Source organism: Luteibacter sp. UNCMF366Tsu5.1, assembly GCF_900119235.1.
Lineage (GTDB): Bacteria > Pseudomonadota > Gammaproteobacteria > Xanthomonadales > Rhodanobacteraceae > Luteibacter > Luteibacter flocculans.
This window is the reverse complement of sequence record NZ_FPIS01000003.1, coordinates 545011-565954: the sequence shown is the minus strand read 5'-3', so window position 1 is coordinate 565954 and position 20944 is coordinate 545011. Positions and strand designations below refer to the sequence as shown.

General features: G+C 65.3%; 20 protein-coding genes. 5 read left to right on the top strand and 15 right to left on the bottom strand.

Features of this window, described 5'->3' with window-relative positions; translation table 11 throughout:
* Positions 1-43: 43 nt before the first annotated feature.
* Positions 44-1231 carry an amino acid aminotransferase gene (locus BT115_RS16250; RefSeq protein ID WP_072323645.1) on the bottom strand — a complete coding sequence of 396 codons (1188 nt, stop codon included), beginning with the start codon at positions 1229-1231 and terminating at the stop codon, positions 44-46.
* 34 nt (positions 1232-1265) lie between these two features.
* The gene (ttcA, locus tag BT115_RS16245; protein WP_072323644.1) at positions 1266-2138 is read right to left on the bottom strand and encodes a tRNA 2-thiocytidine(32) synthetase TtcA; all 873 of its coding nucleotides are present in this window, start codon (positions 2136-2138) and stop codon (positions 1266-1268) included.
* 103 nt (positions 2139-2241) lie between these two features.
* Between ttcA and BT115_RS16240 the strand changes: the two genes are divergently transcribed.
* Complete coding sequence (locus BT115_RS16240) at positions 2242-2448, top strand: YdcH family protein (protein ID WP_072323699.1); 207 nt, start codon at positions 2242-2244, stop codon at positions 2446-2448.
* Positions 2449-2454: 6 nt separating this feature from the next.
* Complete coding sequence (locus BT115_RS16235; protein ID WP_072323643.1) at positions 2455-3045, top strand: GNAT family N-acetyltransferase; 591 nt, start codon at positions 2455-2457, stop codon at positions 3043-3045.
* A 36-nt stretch (positions 3046-3081) separates the two neighbouring features.
* On the opposite strand, the gene BT115_RS16230 is transcribed toward BT115_RS16235, so the two are convergent.
* From BT115_RS16230 to BT115_RS16210, 5 genes are all read right to left on the bottom strand, one after another.
* Positions 3082-4101, bottom strand: a complete 1020-nt coding sequence (locus BT115_RS16230) for a biotin/lipoyl-binding protein (protein WP_072323642.1) — start codon at positions 4099-4101, stop codon at positions 3082-3084.
* Between the two features lie 11 nt (positions 4102-4112).
* Complete coding sequence (locus tag BT115_RS16225) at positions 4113-4310, bottom strand: DUF1656 domain-containing protein (RefSeq protein ID WP_072323641.1); 198 nt, start codon at positions 4308-4310, stop codon at positions 4113-4115.
* Positions 4300-6426 (bottom strand): FUSC family protein, encoded by a 2127-nt coding sequence (locus tag BT115_RS16220; RefSeq protein ID WP_072323640.1) that lies wholly within the window; start codon positions 6424-6426, stop codon positions 4300-4302. The genes BT115_RS16225 and BT115_RS16220 overlap by 11 nt, the downstream gene beginning before the upstream one ends.
* Positions 6427-6439: 13 nt before the next feature.
* On the bottom strand, positions 6440-6931 hold the full coding sequence (locus BT115_RS16215; protein ID WP_072323639.1) for a MarR family winged helix-turn-helix transcriptional regulator: 492 nt from the start codon (positions 6929-6931) through the stop codon (positions 6440-6442).
* A 70-nt stretch (positions 6932-7001) separates the two neighbouring features.
* Positions 7002-7811 carry a TraB/GumN family protein gene (locus BT115_RS16210; RefSeq protein ID WP_177257433.1) on the bottom strand — a complete coding sequence of 270 codons (810 nt, stop codon included), beginning with the start codon at positions 7809-7811 and terminating at the stop codon, positions 7002-7004.
* A gap of 353 nt (positions 7812-8164) precedes the next feature.
* On the opposite strand from BT115_RS16210, the gene BT115_RS16205 reads away from it, so the two are divergent.
* Positions 8165-8689: an RNA polymerase sigma factor gene (locus BT115_RS16205; protein WP_083527531.1), complete on the top strand. Its 525-nt coding sequence runs from the start codon at positions 8165-8167 to the stop codon at positions 8687-8689.
* Between the two features lie 19 nt (positions 8690-8708).
* Entirely contained in the window at positions 8709-9365 is a 657-nt protein-coding gene (locus BT115_RS16200) for a hypothetical protein (RefSeq protein ID WP_072323637.1), read from the top strand.
* A 59-nt stretch (positions 9366-9424) separates the two neighbouring features.
* On the opposite strand, the gene BT115_RS16195 is transcribed toward BT115_RS16200, so the two are convergent.
* The 6 genes from BT115_RS16195 to BT115_RS16170 all read right to left on the bottom strand — a co-directional run bounded on the left by BT115_RS16195 (position 9425) and on the right by BT115_RS16170 (position 16548).
* Positions 9425-11521, bottom strand: coding sequence for a S9 family peptidase (locus tag BT115_RS16195; RefSeq protein ID WP_072323636.1), 2097 nt, complete (start codon positions 11519-11521; stop codon positions 9425-9427).
* A gap of 18 nt (positions 11522-11539) precedes the next feature.
* Positions 11540-13384 carry a hypothetical protein gene (locus tag BT115_RS16190; RefSeq protein ID WP_072323635.1) on the bottom strand — a complete coding sequence of 615 codons (1845 nt, stop codon included), beginning with the start codon at positions 13382-13384 and terminating at the stop codon, positions 11540-11542.
* 26 nt (positions 13385-13410) lie between these two features.
* A complete protein-coding gene (locus BT115_RS16185; protein ID WP_072323634.1) occupies positions 13411-14331 on the bottom strand; it encodes an ABC transporter ATP-binding protein in 921 nt (306 codons plus the stop codon).
* Positions 14332-14350: 19 nt separating this feature from the next.
* Complete coding sequence (locus BT115_RS16180; RefSeq protein ID WP_072323633.1) at positions 14351-14758, bottom strand: GntR family transcriptional regulator; 408 nt, start codon at positions 14756-14758, stop codon at positions 14351-14353.
* 113 nt (positions 14759-14871) lie between these two features.
* Positions 14872-15765: an SDR family oxidoreductase gene (locus tag BT115_RS16175; protein WP_072323632.1), complete on the bottom strand. Its 894-nt coding sequence runs from the start codon at positions 15763-15765 to the stop codon at positions 14872-14874.
* 39 nt (positions 15766-15804) lie between these two features.
* A complete protein-coding gene (locus BT115_RS16170; RefSeq protein ID WP_072323631.1) occupies positions 15805-16548 on the bottom strand; it encodes an SDR family oxidoreductase in 744 nt (247 codons plus the stop codon).
* 108 nt (positions 16549-16656) lie between these two features.
* Here BT115_RS16170 and BT115_RS16165 point away from each other — a divergent pair, with 108 nt between their 5' ends.
* A complete protein-coding gene (locus BT115_RS16165) occupies positions 16657-17574 on the top strand; it encodes a LysR family transcriptional regulator (protein WP_072323630.1) in 918 nt (305 codons plus the stop codon).
* A gap of 9 nt (positions 17575-17583) precedes the next feature.
* On the opposite strand, the gene BT115_RS16160 is transcribed toward BT115_RS16165, so the two are convergent.
* A complete protein-coding gene (locus tag BT115_RS16160) occupies positions 17584-20424 on the bottom strand; it encodes a M16 family metallopeptidase (protein ID WP_072323629.1) in 2841 nt (946 codons plus the stop codon).
* A 93-nt stretch (positions 20425-20517) separates the two neighbouring features.
* Positions 20518-20925, bottom strand: a complete 408-nt coding sequence (locus BT115_RS16155; RefSeq protein WP_072323628.1) for a DUF4156 domain-containing protein — start codon at positions 20923-20925, stop codon at positions 20518-20520.
* Positions 20926-20944 lie beyond the last annotated feature (19 nt).

The following is a 20944-nucleotide window of genomic DNA, read 5'->3' as shown; positions in this document are numbered from 1 at the left end:
GGCGCCGTGGCGCCCGTCGGCGAAGAATGCGGTAGAGCGGAAGCTAGACGACGCTGGCGATGGCTTTCGCCACGCGGTCGAGGTTGCCCTGGTTGAGGGCGGCGACGCAGATACGGCCCGTGCCCACGGCATAGATGCCGTATTCCGTGCGCAGGCGTTCGACCTGCGGGGCCGACAGGCCGGAATATGAAAACATGCCGCGCTGCCGCTCGATGAAGGCGAAGTCGCCCGCATCGGCGAGGCGCTCGACCAGCCCGCGGCGCATCGCGCGAATGCGCTCACGCATCTGGCCCAGTTCGGTTTCCCAGGTCGCACGCAAGTCGTCGTGGTTGAGCACCGCCGAAACCACGGCGGCACCGTGCGTCGGCGGATTGGAGTAGTTCGTGCGGATCACGCGCTTGATCTGCGATTGCACGCGCAGCGCCTCATCGTGCGAGGCGGTGACGATCGACAGCGCGCCGACACGCTCGCCGTACAACGAGAACGACTTGGAGAACGAGCTGGCGACGAAGAAGGACAATTGCGCGTCGGCGAACAGGCGGACCGCGACCGCGTCTTCTTCAATGCCGTCACCGAAGCCTTGGTAGGCGATATCGAGGAACGGTACGAGGCTGCGTTCGCGCACGGTGTCGATCACGCGCTTCCAGTCGTCGACGCCGAGATCGACGCCCGTCGGGTTGTGACAGCACGCGTGCAACACCACGACGGCACCCTGAGGGAGCTTCGCGAGTCCGGCCAGCATCGCGTCGACGTCGACATCGTGCGTGGCAGCGTCGTAGTACGGGTATTCCACGACGGAGAAGCCGGCCCCCTCGAACAGCGCGCGGTGGTTCTCCCAGCTCGGGTTGCTGATGGCGACCGGCACCGAAGGATTGAGGCGCTTCAGGAAATCCGCACCGACCTTGAGCGCACCGGTGCCGCCGAGCGCCTGCGCCGTGACGACGCGGCGGTCGGCCAGCAGCGGCGACGAGGCGCCAAAGAGCAGCTTCTGCACCGCGCTGTCATAAAGCGCAATGCCGTCGATCGGCAGATAGCCGCGCGGCAGTTGCGCTTCCAGGCGCGCCTTTTCGGCTTCGCGCACCGCGCGCAGCAGGGGCACGTGACCGTTTTCGTCGTAGTACACGCCAACGCCGAGGTTGACCTTGTCGGCACGCGTGTCGGCACCAAACGCTTCGTTGAGGCCGAGAATCGGGTCGCGCGGAGCGAGTTCGACGGAAGAGAACAGGGTCATGGTCGGAAAGCCTTGAAACGGGTGGGCAGAAGAATCATTCGTTGGCATCGTCGGTCGGGCCACCAGCAAGCCATGCATGGGCATCGGCACGCTTCGCACCTTCCCGCGCGCCGAGGCTCGCGAAATCGAACAGGTTACGATCGGTCAACTGTGACGGCGCGACATTGCCCATCGCGCGGAAGATCGTCTCGCTACGGCCGGGATGGGATTTTTCCCAATCCTGCAGCATGCGCTTCACGACCTTGCGCTGCATGTTCTCCTGCGAACCGCAAAGATTGCAGGGAATGATGGGGAAAGCACGCGCTTCCGCATAGGCGGCGATGTCGTCCTCGCGGCAATAGGCCAGCGGACGGATGACCACGTGGCGGCCATCGTCGGAGCGCAGCTTCGGCGGCATCGCCTTGAGGCTGCCCTGGTAGAACATGTTCAGGAAGAACGTGCCGAGTATGTCGTCGCGGTGGTGGCCCAGCGCGATCTTGGTGATGCCATTGGCGGCCGCCCAGTCGTACAGCGCGCCGCGGCGCATGCGCGAACATAGGCTGCACATCGTCTTGCCCTGGGGAATGACCCGGGTGACGACGCTGTACGTGTCCTGCTCGATGATATGGAACGGCACCCCGCGCGCCGTGAGGTATTCGGGCAGCACGTGGGCCGGAAAATCAGGCTGCTTCTGGTCGAGGTTGACCGCGACAAGATCGAAACGCACCGGCGCCTTGGCCTGCAACGACAGCAGCATGTCCAGCAGCGTGTACGAGTCCTTGCCACCGGACAGGCACACCATCACCTTGTCGCCGTCCTCGATCATGCCGAAGTCGGCAATGGCCTGCCCGACCTGATGGCGCAGGCGCTTGGCGAGCTTGCCAGCTTCGTAGGTCTGCTTGCGGAGGGCTTCGGGGGTGGCGGACATGTGGCGATCGGGGCACCGGCCTGGGGAAGGACCCATTGTAGCCGCTGCGGCCGCGTTCGCTGGCGTTACAATGGCGGAACCCCCCGCCGCCCGGCCGAACGCCATGCAGGTCCAGGATCCCGCTCAGCTAACCCAGCGCCTCGCCGAACTGAAGGTGGAGCATCGCGACCTCGATTCCGCCATCGAACACCTGGCCACCTCGATCAGCCGCGATGAACTGCAGCTCACCCGCCTGAAGAAGCGCAAGCTGCTGCTGAAGGACACCATCGCCCGTATCGAGAGCAGCCTCATCCCGGACCTGGACGCCTGACCCGCCATGACCCCCGATCGCCTGGAAAGCACGTACGTCACGCTGGAACCGCTGTCGCTGGACCACGTCGGGGCGCTGGAGCAGGCCGCGGCGGACGGCGAGCTGTGGGATCTCTGGTTCACCTCGGTGCCCCGCCCCGGCCTGATGACGGCGTACGTGGAAGCGGCTCTGCGCGGCCAGGAGGAAGGACGGATGTGCCCGTGGGTCGTACGCGAGAACGGCAGCGGCGAGATCGTCGGATCGACGCGCTACTACGACATAGTCAGCGACCCGTCCCGTGTCGCCATCGGCTACACGTGGTACGCGCGCCGCTGGCAGCGCAGCCACGTGAATACCGCCTGCAAGCATCTGCTGCTGGCGAATGCCTTTCAGCAGGTGGGTGCGGTGGCGGTCGAGTTCCACACCGACGCCTATAACCAAGATTCCCAGCGCGCCATCGAGCGACTGGGCGCCAAGCGCGAGGGCGTGCTCCGCGCACACAAACGCCGCAACGATGGCTCGCTGCGCGACACCGTCTGCTACAGCATCCTCGCCACCGAATGGCCGGATGTAGATAAGTGGCTCCAGTCGCGCCTGCGGCGCCTGGCGCCGCGCTGACGGATCACGCGGCGCCCCAGCGATAGGCCCCATGGCTCAACGCATGGCGACCGCGTCAGGGTGAGAGGGCTGCACCACCAGCGTCGCCGTCATGCCTGCGGCCAGCACCGTACCCGGCGGCATGTGGGCGGTATCGATCTTCACCCGGACCGGCACACGCTGCGCCAGGCGCACCCAGTTGAAGGTGGGGTTCACGTCCGCGAGCAGGTCGCTTCCGGTGGGATTCTCGGCATCGGTGATACCGTGTGCGACGCTTTCCACCGTGCCCTTGAGGTGCACGCCGCCGCTCATCAGGCGGATATCGACCGAATCGCCCACGCGCAGACCCGGCAGCTTGGTCTCCTCGAAGTAGCCGTTGACCCAGTACGAGTGGCTGTCGATCAGCGCGAGACGCGCCGCACCCGCGTTGGCGTAGTCGCCCACGCGCACGTCGAGATTGGTGATGTAGCCATCCACCGGGGCGCGCACTTCCGTGCGATCCAGATTCAATTGCGCGGACGCCAGTTCCACCTGGGCCTGCGCCACCGCAGCGAGTGCCTGCTGCTGCGCGGCGCTGGCCTGCTTGGTGCTGGCTTGCGCCTGCTGCCAACCGGCACGCGCTGCATTCGCCGCAGCCGCGGCATTCGCCTTGTCTTCAGCCGAAATCACGTTGTTGATGAGTCGCTGCCGCCGCTCCGATTGGGCTGCGTACATCTCGAAGTTCGCGCGACTCTGCTGCGCACCGGCCGATGCCGCATTGATGCTCGCACCGGCAGCCCGCGCGGCCGCTTCGGCGGCGTGGAGATTCGCCTCCGCCTGGGCCACGGCATTCTGGTATCGCGCCTTGTCCACGACGAAGAGCAGATCGCCCTTCTTCACCGTCTGGTTGTCCACCACGCGTACGTCGGTCACCAGTCCCGCGACGTCGGGAGCGACGCGCACGATTTCCGCGCGGACACGACCATCGCGGGTCCACGGCGAATACATGTAGTGCTTCCACAAGGCGTGGCCGACGAAGGCAGCCACCACCACGATGGCGGCGGTAATGGTGAAGCGGATGAGGGAGGCAAGTTTCATGACGACATCACTCAATGCAGTAACAACGCTAAAGCGCCGAAGACACAAATGAACACGGCGAACCGGAACAGCGGTGGATGCCAGACGAGCCGATAGAATCCGAAGCGCCCGGCCAGTCCGTCGAGCAACCAGAGCAACAGCAGCGCAAGCACGAACAGAACGAGCAGGCCCGGGACCAGGGCGTCGCCGAGTGCGATTTCACGGGGCATGGGCGATCTCCTCGCTGAGCGGGGTATCGGGCATGTACGCCGCGAGAACGGACTCGCCGTCGAGCAGCGCCATGCGGATGAGATGAAGATGTTCGAGCAGCGACGTCATACCGGCGTGCTCGCCGACGCCTGCGATGGCCGTGGCAACGGCATCGCGGGCCAGCAGATAGCCTTGCGCATCCGGACGTTCATAGAAGCGCGCCAGCGTGCGCAGCGACGCTTCGAGATGAGGACGCAATGTCGCCGGGATATCGCTCTGCGCCATGTCGTGACGCAGCTCGATCAGCGCCCTGCCGGTCTCGTGCACGGCGAGCGCCCAGGCGATGAGGCTGCGTGAGTCCGCGCTGCCCGGCTCGGTCTGCGCGACGACCTGGCTGAAGAGGTCGTGGTTCACGCTCTCGAAGCGATGACGAAGACCCGGCAAGGGTGCCTCGGCGGCCAACGCTACCTGTGCGCGTAGGCGGGCCAACTGGCGACGGCGTAGCCACACGCTCCCGATGGCGGGCGGAATCACCACGAAAGACATCGCCGCGGCACCCAGACCCACTGCCTGCGCCACGGCATCGTTGATGAAGTGCGCAGGGTCGTAGGTCTGCCCGTTCTTCAACGCAAGGATGTATGCGAAGCCCATGGCCCAGCCGAGCCCATGCGAGGCGTAGCGCGGGCTCATCATCATGACCAGGCCCACGGCCAGAAACGGAGCCACGCCGATCACGAGCAAGCCGTAGCCGTCCAGTTGCGTCAGCACGAAGAACTCGCAGACGAAGCCCGCCAGCATGCCGCCGATGTAACCGAGCGTGACGTACCAGGTCACCCGCGTCGGATTGGGCGTCGTCGCGAACAGACCGGCGAAGACGGTAGCGAGCAACATGGCGCTGGCGCCCGAGGGCCACGCACTCTCGATCCAGTACGCGCCGAGCACCAACATGGTCAACGTCGTGCGGATCGTGGCAATGCCCGCGCCGAGGAAGTCATTGCTTCGGTCGAAGCGCACCCGTTCGGCGGATCCGGCGACCACGCGCGGTGTCTGCAGCATCGCTGCGGCGTCCACGTAGTCGTGCAGCTCTGCCGCGAAACGGTGTAGCAGGGATGCACCGGTATCGAAGTCGCGCAGGTCCTGCTCCCCGTTGAGGCCGGCGCGAAGGCGCGTCGCGCTGGCGTGCATGGCGTCACGTGCCATCGCCAGGCGCGGTAACAACACGCGTGCCGCCGCACCGGCTTCGATGGGCGCGTCCAATGCCTTGCCCAGCGGCGCGTATAGCCGAATCAGGGCCTGCGCGGCCGCGCCACGCCGAGCGCGCTCGAGGCGATTGATGAGGTGATGCAGCGACTGGAAGCTCGTGGAGGCGGCCATGAAGCGTTGGTTGAACAAGCGCAGATGGTTACTCCGCGAGCGCGCTTCCGCATCCTCGAAGATCACCGAGCTGCGCAGGTCTTCGAGCGCGACGGCGGCACGCACGAAGCGCAGATGCGCGCGTTCCATGGAATCGCGCGGAATCGCTCCGCCGACGCTGTCGCGGACGAAGCCGACAAAGTGAGCGAACTGCTCGCGCGCCGTACGGCGCAACACGTCGCGCATACGGCTGGGGAACACCACGTCGCTCACCACGCCGCTCACCAGCAGGCCCAACAGCACTTCGCTGATGCGTGCTGTCGCCGAATCGAATACGGCTGGCGGATCGTCGATCACGGGAATGGCAATGATCGCGGCGGTATAGCCACCGAGCACGAAGGCATAGGACTTGAAGTTGCGGTAGAGCGTGGCGCCACCCGCACAAAGACCGATCCACAACGAAAGCGAGACCAGGAACAGGTCCCGCTGCTGCGGGAACATGGCAACGATGGTCACGCCCGCCACGGCACCGGCCAACGTGCCGAGCGCGCGATAGAAACTCTTGGCCAACACCATGCCCGCCTGGCGGTTGGCAACGATGATGGTCGTCAGCATCGCGGTGGACGGCGCCGGCAGCGCCAGCCGCATGGCGATCCAGCCGGTCACGAAGAACGCCAACAGCGTCTTTGCCACAAACAGCCAGGTCGACGCCTGCTCGCGCAACGTGTCGGCAATGACCGATGAGGCGGCCGGCGTCGGAGTGGAAAGTCGGGTAGCGGACATGACGCGCGCGCTCTTATTCCCCGAACCCGGCCAACATCTTCTTCAGCAGGGTTTCCAGTTGGCCCTGTTCACCAGGCGTGAGGTTACGCGTCTGCCGGTGAAGCAGCGTGACGATGTCGGGAAGAAAGCCCTCGATCAGCGCGACGCCCTTGGAAGTCAGGGTCAAGGTGACCTTGCGACGATCCTCTTCGCTACCGGCGCGCGCGACGTACCCCTTCTCGCACAGGCTCGTCGTGAGGCGAGTGACGTTGGCGGACTTCTCGCCGGCCGCCTCGGCCAGTGCCGAGGGATGCATCTGATTGTCGGGCGAGCCGTACAACATCATCAGGATGTTGTACTCGGCGTGGTTCAGCCCATAGGGCCGCATCACGACGTTGGCCTCGTCGTGGATCTCCTTGAACAGGTGCTTCACCAGCCGCACCAGCACCGCCGGCGACCGCGGAAAGTCGGGGTATTTGGCCCGGGTAACGTCCAAACGGGCTTCGGTGGGGGCGAAATCGCTCATCGTGAGGGTCCAGCGAGTGGTTACCTCACAAGTATATAGTTCATTTCTGTATATTCAATAGGGGTACTACTTAAACGACCTTCACGTCGAAGCCATCGCGCTTTGCTAGAGCGAGGAGCCCGTCGTCGCCGACCATGTGGTACAGGCCCACAATGATCATGGGCGGCGCATGGTCGGTGAGCATGCCCTTGAACCGCGGGATCCAGCGACGGTTCCGTTCAGTCGTAAGGCGCGCGGCGAGCTCGGGGTAGGCCTGTGTGTAGCGTGCGACTTCAGCCGTTGCGCGCTCAGGACACCCCATCGCCCACTCGTCGTAGACCCGTGCGTTAGTCGCAGATCCAGCCAAGATCTCATCGAGCGTGTACCGCATGAATTGCACTTCCTCTACAGGAGTCAGGCTCGCGAACCATGCGATCACGTCGTCTTTGGCGGCGAACTCGCTGGACTGCGTGATACGCCGCTCCACAGCGATAGCTCCCAGTACCCGATCGGCAGACCGACCGCGCGCCCCCGATACCGTGTAGTAGGCGTCTTGCAGGATGGATGCAGCGCACCAGGGCCGATACGGCTCCAGGTCGACCGTCTTGATCTGGCAGTACATGGCGGCGGCGCGCAGTCGCTCTCGATCATCCCGGCTTAGCCATTCGCTCATGGGCCGCGAGGGACTCATCGCGAACCGCTCTATCAGCGCCTTTTGTGGCGTGCGATACGTGTTGTTTGTTTCGGTCCACAACGCGCCGCATCCGGTGAGCAGCTTTTCAATTCGCGCGTCGTGCCAATCGTTGGGGCGAGGCGGAGTCTCGCCCATCAGATAGAGCCGCCGACTGTTCAGGGTCAGCGACCAAATCGGCCACTGCGGGCGATCGCGGATTTCTTCCACGGCACCGCGGGAACGCACGCACAGTGCAGCGCCCATAGCTGCCCCAGCCAACATGCCGACCGCAGCCCGTCGACCGCGGTGGATTGTATCCTGTGTCATTTAAAGGCCCCCTTTATTGTCTCGCTGACTCACCGTACGGGATGAGCCATGACGACCCGTAGTGCCGATCGACACCCTGACTATTCGCACAGTCGTCTTGAGATGTGCGCAGCCTGAGACACGCCGGCTTATGGCGACACCGAGGGACTCGGGGGCGGGCATCATCTTGGAAATTCTTGCGGGCGAAGTGTGAGATTTCCTGCGCTCGCGCGAATCATGGTCGAAAGGGGCGCGAAGATCGCGTCGGTGAACCAATGGATACCATCGCAGCCGCCATGACCGCGAACGACGCCCGAGATGTCTTCAGCACGCTGCTTCAGCGCCATTCCGGCATCGTGTTCAAGATCGCCGGCAGCTATGCGCACGGCGCCGAGGACCGTGCCGATCTGGCACAGGAAATCGCAGCACAGCTCTGGCACGCCTGGCCGAAGTACGACCCGGCGCGCAGCGTCACCACCTGGATGTACCGGATCGCGCTGAACGTGGCGATCAGCCACATGCGCCATCGCCAACTGCGGCAGCGGCACGATGCATTGCCGCTGGACGAAACCCTGCACGACGTCGCCGACGGAAACGCTGTCGACCCGGAGAACGAACAGGGGCTTCGCCTGCTTCAGGACTTCATCGCCCGCCAGCCGCCGTTGGACTGCGCGCTGCTGCTGCTCTATCTCGAAGAACGCTCGCAACGCGAGATCGCCGAGATCCTCGGCATCACCGAAAACAACGTATCCACCAAGATCGGACGCCTAAAACAGCGCATCCGCGACGAATTCCGATAACGCCGACAGGAATAGCCCCATGGAACTCGATGACTTCAAGTCCGCCTGGCAATCGCTCGACCAACGGCTGCAGCTGGACAACTCGCTGAAACTTCTCGAACTGCGCGAGCGCAAGCTGGACAAGGCTCGCGGCAGCCTGCGCCCGCTTTTCTGGGGTCAGGTGTTGCAGATCCTGTTCGGCATTCTCTTCATCCTGCTCGCATCGCTGCTGTGGATGAGCAAGCCGGCGCATGCCTCTTCCATCGTCGCGGGCGTGATGGTGCAGGCGTACGGCGTGCTGACGATCGTCACCGCGGGCATCGTACTGGGGCAGGTCGGCAACATCGACTACTCACAGCCGGTGCTCGTCATCCAGAAGCAGCTGCTTCACGCACGCACACTGTACGTCCGCAGCGGAATGATCGCCGGTCTGCCGTGGTGGTTCCTGTGGGTCGCGGTCGTGCAGACCTTGGCGGGCCTGCGCGATGTCGATCTGCTGGTCACGGCGCCCGCGTTCGTGTGGAGCGGATACGGCATCGGCATCGCCGGCCTGCTGGCGACGGGGTGGTTCCATCGCTGGGCGCGCCGCCCGCAACGCGCCGAGTTCGGCCGAAAAATGGACGATTCGTTAAGCGGTCGCAGCCTGCGCAACGCGCGCGCGCAACTGGACGAACTGCAGCGCTTCGAGCGTGGCTAAGCGCACACTTTAGTGCGACGTCTCCATCGTTCACTTCATGAGGTTGCGCCACTGGCGGGTTAACGATGCCCGAGAAGGGCCCCATCCGTCCTACCCGCTGCGAGCGCTCCGCCACTCACCCGCAGGTTTGTCCTCAGATACTGGCTCAATGCGGGATCGGGCGGAATTTCGGCGGGGCCGCCGAGGGCGGTACGCAGGGTTTCGGCCGTCAGGTACAGGCCGGCTTCCTTGGCGACGACGCGGTCGTTGTGGTGTCCCGCGGCGGGGTCCACCAGCAGCGTCACGTTCTTATCCAGCAGCGTCAGCCGCGCCACGTAGCCGAGCACGCCGCGCAAGGCCACGCGTTGGTCGTCGCCGCCGGCAAGAATCGTCAGCGGGCGGCTCATGCGCTCCGCGTTCGCGAGGGGCGATTGCGCATGCAGCGGAGCCATGCGTGCGGGGTCGTTCAGATCGAGTGCGACAAGCGACATCCAACGTTCGAAGGGCAAGACGGCGGACAGCACCTGCGCTTCTCGCGTCCGCGTGATCCAGGTGAGATCCCAGGCGAAATCCGCAGGTGGCACGAAGGCCACGCCGACGCGGAACAGCTCAGGCTGCCAGGTGAGTCCGAGCAACGTGGCGTAGCCGCCGAACGACGCACCGACGATGCCGACGCGGCCCCGATCGCCGATCCCCGCCGCAAGCAGCGCTTGCGTGCCTTCTACGATGTCGCGCTGCACCCGACCGTTACCGAAGTCGCCGTTCGCAGCGAGCATGTAGTCGCGCCCGAAGCCTGTGGACCCGCGGAAGTTCGGTTCGAATACGGCATAGCCTCGGTTGACCAGGAACTGCGCATAACCCGTACCGAATTCTTCTGCGGCCACCTGACCCCACGGCCCCCCGTGGATCATGGCAACGAGCGGCACGTGGGCAGGATCGCGCCCTGGCGGCACGCGCACGAAGCCGTGCAGACGCATGCCATCGGACGCCGTCCACGAGAACGGCAATTGCCGCGCCATGGCGGACTCCGGCAGCCACGATGCGGCGCCGTCGTCGCGTGCGCGACGCGGCGGATCGTCGAGAATGTCGCTGACCTGTCCGTTCGTCGGGTCATAGAGGTGATAGCGGGCGCCCTGCAGCGCACCGCCTCGCTCTACCACCAGCCAGCGGGAACGTCCGGGTTGCAGCGTCAAGGCACGCCCTTGGTACCGCCGTTCGATCGCGTCGATATGCGCCTGCATTGCGCGGTCCACGCCTCGAACAGTGACTAGCGTTCCGCGAAAGGTCACGAGACCGGGCGCACCCGATGCCGGGTCCGCGATGAAGTCGTCCAGATCGGCCTCACCGCGCGGATCGGCAAGCACGTCGGTCACCGAACCATCGGGTTCGAGCCGCTGCAGGCGGCGCAGGCTGCCTCCGAGGTCGCCAGCGAACAGCATCCTCCCCGCGTCGTCGGTGCGCGGCCACAACCCGCAGCGATGCATGCGCTCGCAATGGAGCACGTCCTGCCTTGTGCCGTCGGCAGCCATCCGCCATGTGAGCAGACGGTCGTCCTGCATCACCTGCAGATAGGCTAGTCGCCCATTCGCGTCGAGCGCATAGCCGGTGACGCGATCCCGCGTTTCCGTCAGTACCTGACGGCGACCATCGACGTAAACGCGCACGAGCCGCCATGACTTCGTCGACCCGGTAGGCGCCAGGGTCCGCTCGCGCACGATCGCCGCGGCGTCCCTGAGGGGATCGGCATCCATGAAGCTTCGCTCCTCCGCGCCACCGAGTTCGGCAAGCAGACGCGAACCGCCCTGCCCCACAGCAGCGACGGCGAACAGACGCCGCGAGGACACCACCAGCAACCAGCGGCCATCGCGTGTCCATGCCAACGCCTTGGCATCCGTGGACGCAAGCACCTGTCGTTCGGAACCATCGACGGACGACGCCAACCAGAGCCCTCGCGCATCGTCCACGCCGCGAATGAAGGCGTATCGCTCGCCGTCCGGCGACAAGGTCACATCGGCAATCGAAGGCCGGACCAGAAACGCATCACGCGCGAATCGAACCGCTTGCGGCCGTCCACGTTCGATCGCAAGCGCACGCTCGAAGGCATCGTCCGCCGCGAAACACGACGACGCGAAGACGAGCGCGCCGAGCGCCCCGAGCCATACCCGGAACGGTGTCATCTTCTTCTCCTTGGCGCGTTAGCTGGCGGGGACGGAACGAAACGACGCGTCGACCAGACGTTCGCGCCGCGGAACGACGAGCAGGAGGCTGATCAATGCGGGTATACCGATGCATCCGCACGCGAGCGTCCAGACGATGCGGGACGAGAGGGACGACAACCGATGCACGGCGAACCATCCGCCAATCGCCAGCGAAAGCAGCGCGAGCGCAGCGGCCAGCATTCGTACGGCGTCGGGAATGGGCGGCACCGCGGTCTCGCTCAACGGATCTTGCGGTGCGAGCCATCGGGTCGCCGCTTGGCGCACGGCGTACAGCGCAGGTGACGACCACCATGCTTTGTAGCGGAAGAGGGCCGGGAAATCCTGGTGAATAAGCCGCGTGGCTACCGGCGTGACGCGGCCGTTGTCACTCACCCACAGAATCGTCTGGTACGGCGGTGCGCCGAGCAAGGTGTGCGCGCGCTCGGTAAAGGTGAACGATAGGAGATAGCCGTCTACCAGCTCCACCAGGTCTGCCGCATGGAGGTCGCCGGGCTTCCCTGGGATGTCGACGCGATAGCGCGGAGATGACGGCGTATCGCCATCGAGAAGATGTCGCCCGTCGAACAGATAGACGGCTCGATCGGTCAGTGCGGCGAGACTGCCACCGACCGGTGTCGTGCCCAGCAGCCATTCGCCTGCGGGCACGCTCGTCCGCGGCACGATGATGCGCGTGGCCGAGAGGTATTGGTAAAGCGTGTTTCCCGCCACGATCGCCACGTCGCCTTTAGCCATGCCGGGAAGCACACCGGCAGGCGACGCAATGGCGCCGAAGGCTGCGTTTTCGGTACCCACGCCCAGCTCGCCACTACGCCGTCCATCTACGATACCGGTTCCCTCGAAACGCATTCGCGCATGACTGAACGTCCACTGCGTTCGCGTTTCCGCATCGTCGAAGGCGAGAGGCACGGTGTTGTTCACTTCGCCACGCGTGGGAACGCCACGCATCTGCCGTTCCAGCGCATGTACGTCAGACAGAACGACCTGCTCACGCCACAGCGCCGCATCCGGCGATGTCGCCTTCACCAGGCCCGCGATCATGCGCTCGCGCCCCGACATGCGTTCGGCTTCCACCACGCCACCGCGGGGTGGCGTACCCATGTTGTTCGGATGCGTGCCCAGCATGATCCACGACAGTTCGCCAACGAAGCCCAGGAGAAGCAGCCCGGCGTAGACCGCGAGTTGCACCGGCACGGCGGTCACCACCATGCCGGCCGCCGTACGCGGTGGTTCACCAAGATCGGGACGGAAGGCGATCCACACCATCGCCAGCAGCATCACGCAGGCGAGTGCCTGAACCACCAGTGCCGCGAGTCCCGTGGCATCCGATACCGCCACCCAGGCGAGCGGCACCAAACCTGCGATGGCACAGCGGCGATCGGCGAGCACGCCGTAGGCTCCCGCCAGATAGCCGCCCATGGCGACAAGCATTGCCGCAACCGGCAGGATCGCTTGGCGCATTTCAACGATGCGCGCCGTACCCCACACCTGCCAGGCCACGACGATCGCGATCGGAAGCGCGACCGCCACCAGCATCGCCATCGTGCCTGCGCCGAGCAGGCCAGCACCGATACGCCACGGCGCCACCGGTCTGTGCAGAAGGTTGATCCACTGGTTCGGTCGGCGCCAGCTGCCCATCTGATGCAACCCGAGCAGGATGCCGGTAAGCGCATACACCGCGCCGAACAGACGGCGTACGTTGATCGGCTGCTGGCCGAGATCCGTCAGCCGATTGAAGAACACCAGCACCAGCAAGTGAACCGCCGCGAAGGCGAGGATCCAGAGCTGGTAACGCAGCCATTCGGCCTTGACGATGTCGCGCATGAGGAATCCCCTGGACGAATGAGCGATCAGGCGGCCACGGGGGCTGCGTGCTGCTTGGAAAGAAAGCCGTTGACCGCACGGTCGAGACTCACCGGCAGGCAATGGATATCGCGGGCGCCGCACGCGCGAAGAAAGTCCGCGAAGTCTTCGCCTTGATCGAGCACCAGGTAGTGATGGATGCCATCGATACGCTGCGCATCGAGCAGGCCCGGTATCGTGCGCGGGTCCGGCCCACGAAACGGAATGTCGACCACCCAGTGCGATACACGCGCGCGGAAATCATCGGGCGGCGAGACGTTCCGCAGCATGCCGCGCTCCATGATGATGAGGTTGTCCGCCACGCGTTCCACTTCTTCCATCTGGTGCGAGCAGTAGATGACCGTGCAACCTTCCACGGCATTGGAGTGAAGCAAGGTCTCGAGAAAGGCGCGCTTGGCGACGACGTCGAGGCCGAGCGTCGGCTCGTCGAGCACGAGCAGTTCGGGGCGTTGCGCGAGACTGAGCGCGAGATTGAAGCCCGCGCGCTCGCCGCGCGAAAGCTGGCTCACCTTCTGCGTCGTCTGCACGTTGTAGTGCCCTATCACTTCGTCGAAAGCGGCCTGGCTCCAGCGGGGGTACTGGCGCCGCTGCATGGCGGTAACGGCAGCAACGGTCATCCAGCCCTGTAGCGTGTGCTCTTCGTTGACGAAGCCGATCCGTTCGCGGTCGGACGGGGTCAGCCGGCGACTGTCGCGCCCGAGGATGCGCGCCTCCCCCGAGGTGGCGGGAAGAAAGCCGAGCAGGATGCGAAACAACGTCGATTTGCCGGCACCATTCGCACCGACGATCGCATGCACGCAGCCGCTCTCGATCGCGAGGTCCAATTGGTCGATGGCGATCTTCTTCCCGTAGCGCTTGGTCAGGCCGCGCGTTTCGATCACATACCCGGTGTGCGTCGTCTCGTTCATGGGCGTTCCTTGGCGGGACTCAGGCGGACTTCTTCGCGAGTACGCTCAACGCCTTGTCGAGGCGGGCGATGGCGCGGTCGGGCGGGTAGTCGAGCGCAGCCACCTCATGGACGAACGCCTGAATCGCCTCGTCCATGCGGCGGTCGCGTTCCGCCGCACTCAACCGCTGGCGAGGGGGCGCGACGTACAGGCCGAGCCCCTGGCGAGATTCCAACCATCCCTCCGCGGTCAGCTCCGCGTACGCCTTGGCGACGGTGTTGGGATTGATCGTCAATTGCTGCGCGAGGCCGCGCACGCTCGGAAGCCGTGCCCCGGGCTCGAGCTCGCCCGTGGCGATGCGCATGCGCACGGCATCGACGATCTGCTTGCCGATGGGACGGGGATCGCCGGTCGCGATCTGGATGGGCAAAGCCTGGATACGGGTCATCACGGTGAACCATGTGTACTAGTGCAAATAGTACAGCAGGATTCACTGCGCCCCGTCAACAGGGTCGCCGCAGGTCACCGGCCCGCGGCGAACGATGGGTTTCGGTCGCACGCTCAGACGTTCGGCGTCAGCAGGTCCTCGATGCCCGCGCGCCAGAACAACTCGCGGCGGACGCGATCCGCGACGCCGTTGACGATTTCCGCGCCGTCCTGCGAGGGGTCCACGTGCACGCGGAACGGGCGCTTGCCGGAGGGCAGGTTCACCACGTCCACGATCTTGCGCGCCACTTCGGCGGCATCCGCGTCGGCCGGTTCGAGGCTCGCCAGGCCCTTCAGGATCTTCTCCGGCATGCCGGCATACGGACCCTGCATGTATTCCGCTTCGCGCGCTCCGTCTACCGGCTTGCCGGCATGCGCGAAATGGTTGGTGCCCTTGGTGAACGCGCCAGGCACCATGATGGACGTCTCGATGCCCCACCGGGTCAGCTCGCCCGCGTAGCTCACCGCCAGTGAATCCATGGCCGCCTTTGCTGCGAAATACGGTGCGAGGAACGGCGGTGTGCCACCGCGCGTGCTGCTCGACGAAACCCAAAGCACCAGCCCGTTGCGCTGGCGCCGCATGGCCGGCAAGGCCGCGCGATTGACCCGCTGCGTGCCGAGCACGTTCACGTCGTAAAGCTGCGCGTACTGTTCCGCAGTGAAGGCCTCGGCCGGTCCGAAAACCATATGCCCGGCATTGTGGACGAGCACGTCCAAGCGACCGTCGTTGCGCAGGATGGTGTCGATGGCGCTCCGGGCCGAGTCGTCGGACGTCACGTCCAGCTCGACTACACGCAGGTCGACGTTGCGCTCCGACGCTTCCTTGCGCACGGCTTCGGCCTGCGCAGCGTTGCGTCCGGCGATGTCGCGCATGCTGGCGTAGACGGTGTGTCCGGCATCGGCGAGGGCACGGGCAGTCAGCAAGCCGAAGCCACTCGATGCGCCAGTGATGAGGATGATCTGCTTCATGAAAGTCGCTCCGCGGGAGAAGGCGTGAGAAAAGTGGGCTCAGACGACGCCGCCGTTGGCGCGCAGCACCTGACCGTTGATCCAGCCGCCATCGGGGCCGACAAGGAAGGCGACAGCGGAAGCGATGTCTTCGGGCGTGCCGAGACGCTCCAACGGGGAAAGCTTTGCGAGGCGGTCCACCAACTCCGGGGATTTGCCGTCGAGGAACAGGTCCGTACCGGTCGGACCTGGCGCGATGGCGTTCACCGTGATGCCGCGACCGCGCAGTTCGCGCGCAAGGACCATGGTGGTGGCATCGATGGCCGCCTTCGTTGCGGCATAAGCGGCGTACGTCGGTTGCAGCAGGCTGACCACACTGGACGAGAAGTTGACGATCCGACCGCTTGCGCGGAGACGGCGGGCCGCTTCACGCATGGTGTTGTAGCTGCCCTTTACATTGACCTCGAAGAGCCGGTCGAAATCGTCGTCCTTCAGCTCGGCGACGCTGGAGAGGATCATCACCCCCGCGTTGTTCACCAGCACGTCCACGCCGCCAAAGACTTCCCCGGCCTTGTCGAACAGACGGCGCGCGTCAGCCACCTTGGACACGTCCGCCTGCGCGCTTATCGCGCGGCCACCTGCCACTTCGATCTCGTGCACCACGCTTTCGGCCGCCTGGGCGTTGCCGGCGTAGTTCACGACCACCGTGTAACCGTCACGTGCCAGACGCTTCGCCACGGCGGCACCGATACCGCGCGAGGCCCCGGTCACGATGGCGACCTTCTCGTTCGACTTCACGTTCATGTCGGTTCTCCTTCCGGCGGAATTGCCGGGTAGGGAAAGCATGAGCGTTGATGCGCCGCGGATAATCGCCCAATATGTGCCATCAACATTCCATTCAATGGAATAATCATGGCTCTCGACCGGTTCGAAACGATGCGGCTCTTCGTCCGCATCGTGGAGCGACGCAGCTTCACCCTGGCGGCCACCGACCTCGACCTGCCGCGTTCGACGGCCACCCAAGCGATCAAGCGGCTGGAGACCCGGCTGGGCGTTCGGCTGCTGCAACGGACCACGCGGCAGGTGAGTCCGACGCTCGACGGCGAGGCGTACTACCGCCGCTGCGTGGCGATCCTCGCGGATATCGAGGATGCCGAGGCTGCCTTCGGCGAGGCTCGTCCGAGCGGGCTGCTTCGCGTGGACGTGCACGGCACCTTGGCGCGCGCATTCGTCCTGCCGCTGCTGCCGGATTTCCTCACGCGGTATCCCGCATTGCGCATCCACATCGGCGAAGGCGATCGCTGGGTGGACCTGGTTCGCGAAGGCGTGGACTGCGTGCTTCGCGTCGGCGAACTGAGCGACAGCACGATGGTAGGCCGGCGCATTGCCCTGCTCGACGAAGTGACCTGCGCCAGTCCCGCGTATCTCGAACGCCACGGGACGCCGACATCGCTCGGCGATCTGGAAGGTCACGTCGCGATTGGATTTCTCTCGACCGCCACGGGCAGCACGCTGCCGCTGGAATTCGTTGACGGCCATGACATCCGCCACGTGTCGCTACCGTCGGTAGTGACCGTGACGGGTGCGGAAACCAACCTCGTGATCGCGCGGCTCGGGCTCGGCCTCATCCAGGTACCGCGATACCACGTGGCCGAGGATCTCGCAGCCGGCACGCTGGTGGAGGTATTGCCCGAGCACCCGCCCACGCCCTCGCCCGTCTCGCTGCTGTATCCGCACAACCGTCAGTTGTCGCCGCGCGTGCGGGTGTTCATCGACTGGCTGACAGGCGCCTTCGCCGCGCGTGCGAGCGAAGGCGTGAACATGCTCTGACCTACGCGATCAGTCGATGGCCCGGCCATCGGCGTCGAGCAGGCGAAGGCTGGGAAAGCGCTGTCTGAGCGGGCCTTCCACCACGCTACGATCCCCCATGATCAACCAGGTCATGCGTGCATTGCTGAGAACCGATTGAATGGCTGAATTCGCCGCTGCCGCATTGGTCTGGCGAAGCAGAGTCGGGAGGCGTTGCCAGAAATCGTCGGACCGACCGAGAACCCGTTGCGCGGACACGTTGGCCAGCATGGCGTCTCCCGATTCGAGCATCCCCACGATCGAGCGGGCGACGCCCATGCGCGTCGCATCGACGGCTTCTTCGGCGAGCGGAGTGTGATTATTGACGAGAGCGGCAACCTCGCTCCGAACCGCATCGATGGCGTCGCCCGTTCGATCGGTCTGCACAGGCACCTGAAACAACAGCGGCCGCGGTCCACGTTGCTGCGCCAGCGTGCTCTCGACACCGTAGCTCCAGCCCTTCGTATCGCGCAGAAGGTTGTCCAGACGCGATCCCGAAGCGCCCCAGAAGACCATGTTCGCGACACCCAGAGCCACGTCGTCGCCCGCTGGCAACGCGAACATGCCGATGGCGATATGCGATTGCCCCGCACGCGGCCTGTCGATCAGATAGGCCACCTCGCCTGGCTCGGGAACGGCTACCGCTGTGCTTGGCAACGGCACAGGACCCGGCGGTGCCGTCCAGTCGCCAAGCACGGCCGCCAGCGTGTCTATGCACGAGGCCAGCGATACGTCGCCGACCACCACCACGCGGACGTTGTCCGGGCGAATGAAGGCGCCGTGGTAGGCGTGCAGCACGGCACTGTCGAATGGCGCCATGGACGGGTGAGCGTCGATCGACGGAGCCAACGCGGCATACGGATGACCTTCGCCGTACAACAGGCGCGACATGACGTCTGCCGCGAACTGATACGCGTCGGCTTCTTGCGAAGTCGACTCCGACAACCAGGCCGCATGCCGCCGCGCGATGTCGGCCGAAAGGAACGTGGGGTGGCGCAGCGTATCGACCGCAAGAGTGACTGCGTCGGCGAAGCGTCGACGGGGCACGGCAAGATCGAGGAAGCATGTGTCGGTGTCGCAACCGTCGCTGACCTTGACGCCCAGCCAGCCCTCCCTTTCTTGGACCTCGCGGCTGTCCGTCGTGGTCGCACCCTCGCGCAGCATGCTCATGGTGAAAGGTGCCGTGCCCGGTGGATACCGCTGCTCGGCGGCGGTGCCACCGTCGAAGAGAAAGCGTACATGGACGAGATCGGTGCCGGGTCGCGGGGCCAGAATCACTTCGGCGCCGTTCGGCAGTCGTGCCCGTTCCAGAGCGGGAAGCCGCGGCTCGGGAAACGCCTCGCCAACGGCCGGCAGTTGCCGGCGATCTGCCGACCAACCCGCAACCGGATGCAGCCCTGCGGTGGAAACGCGCACAGGCGCGGGCTTGGCGGCGGATGCCGCGCGACCTTCGTCGGCGAGATCCTCGGCTTCGCCATCGAAGCCGTCGTGCGCCGGAAGCACGTGCAACGTATGCGCGGGTCGAAGCAACCAGACGGCTTCGCGCGCCACATGAGCCGGCGTCAATTGTACGGCGAGTTGGCGTTGTCGAAGACTGGCCCACGGGTTGTCGTGTTGCAGCAAGCCACGAGCAAGCACTTCGCCGCGCGCACTCAGCGACTCGGTAAGCAATGCCATATCGGTTTCTGCATGCGCGAGCGTGCGATGCAGATCGTCAGCGGAAGGCCCGTTGTCGATGAAGCGGCGCAGTTCGTCGTCCAGCACGCGCTCCACGGCAGCCACATCCGCGTGGTCGCTGATCGCGACCGAAATGACGAATATGCTGGCCAGGCCCATTGGGGTCACCTCTGCGCTCACCTCGCTGGCGAGGTGTTCGGTCTCGACGAGACGCCGATGCAGCAAAGAGCGCCTGTCGCCGCCGAGGACGTCCGCAACGAGCCCGAGGGCCGCATCGGATGGCGATCCGGCCTCCGGTACCGGCCACGCCCTGACAACACGGCGCTGCGCCACGTGGTCGTGCATCACACTGCGCGATGGCGCATCCAACGGCGCGAACCACGGTTGTTGGCGATCCTGCTCCGGGCCCGGCGCCACATCCGCGAAGTAGGTCATCGCCTTGTTGCGCGCCTCGTCGGGCGTGATGTCGCCCGCCAGCACGAGCACCACGTTGGCGGCGCCATAGTGGTCTCGGAACCAGGCCTTGACGTCGTCCAGCGATGCTTTAGCCAAGTCTGCCGGCAGCCCGATGGGATCGCGGTGGTAGGGATGATTCGCCGGAAAGACGTGACGGAGAAGCCTCGGCCAGGCTCTGCCGAGCGGCGTGTCGTAACGCTGTCGCCGCTCGTTCTCCACGACGCCACGCTGGGTATCCAGACGCTGCTGGGTCAACGCGCCGAGCAGGTGGCCCATGCGATCCGATTCCAGCCACAGCGCACGATCGACCGCCTCGGTGGGGACCGTCTCGTAATACACCGTGTGATCCAACGAGGTGGTGCCGTTGACGCCGCTGCCGCCCAGGGCATGCATGGCGTCGATGAACGAACCCTCGTAGTGCTCGGACCCGTAGAACATGAGGTGTTCGAACAGGTGTGCGAATCCGGAACGCCCTGTGGGTTCGTCTGCCGAACCGACGCGGTACCAGACGCCGATCGAAACGAGCGGCACGGCGTGGTCCTCATGAACCAGGACGGTAAGACCGTTGGGCAAGCGGAGCTGCTTGAACGGCAGTTCCGCCGCGGGCGTCGACCATGCGGGCCCAATCATGGCCGAGAACACGACCGGTAAGGACAGCGCAAGTCGCCTGAGTCGTGCGCCGATGGCTATCCGTTCCATGGAAACGTCCTTCATGGGAGGAGCCACGAAGGTAGAAGCCTGGGACAAGGCGGGCTATCGGCACATCGCCCGCCTCATCGTGCGTGTGACGCGTCAGTTCTTGAGCGGCACCGTCTCGAAACCGCCTTGCGGCGTGGTGGCGGCCGGTGGAGGCGGCGTGTCGGCATTGCGTGCCGGCGCGACCGACCGGCTACCGCAACTGTAGGCGCCCCAGTCCTGCGAGCCTTCATTCGGCTCGCCCAACGGCTTGATGGTGTCCGCGCCCATCTTGGCGGCCTCGTTGCGTGCCAGCACTTCGAGTTCGTCGCGAACCTTGAGGTCGTTGCGATCGACGGGGCCGACGCGGTTCATGACCGACACGGTGACCTTGCCTTGCTCATGGCAACTGCCCACGTCGCCGTTCCAGGCGGTGCGCACGTTGCGGGCGGCATCGTCCAGCTTGATCCCCCAGGTACATGCCGAGAGAGCGAGGGGAATGGCGAGTATCAGGATCTTGCGCATGGGGAACTCCGGTGGAACG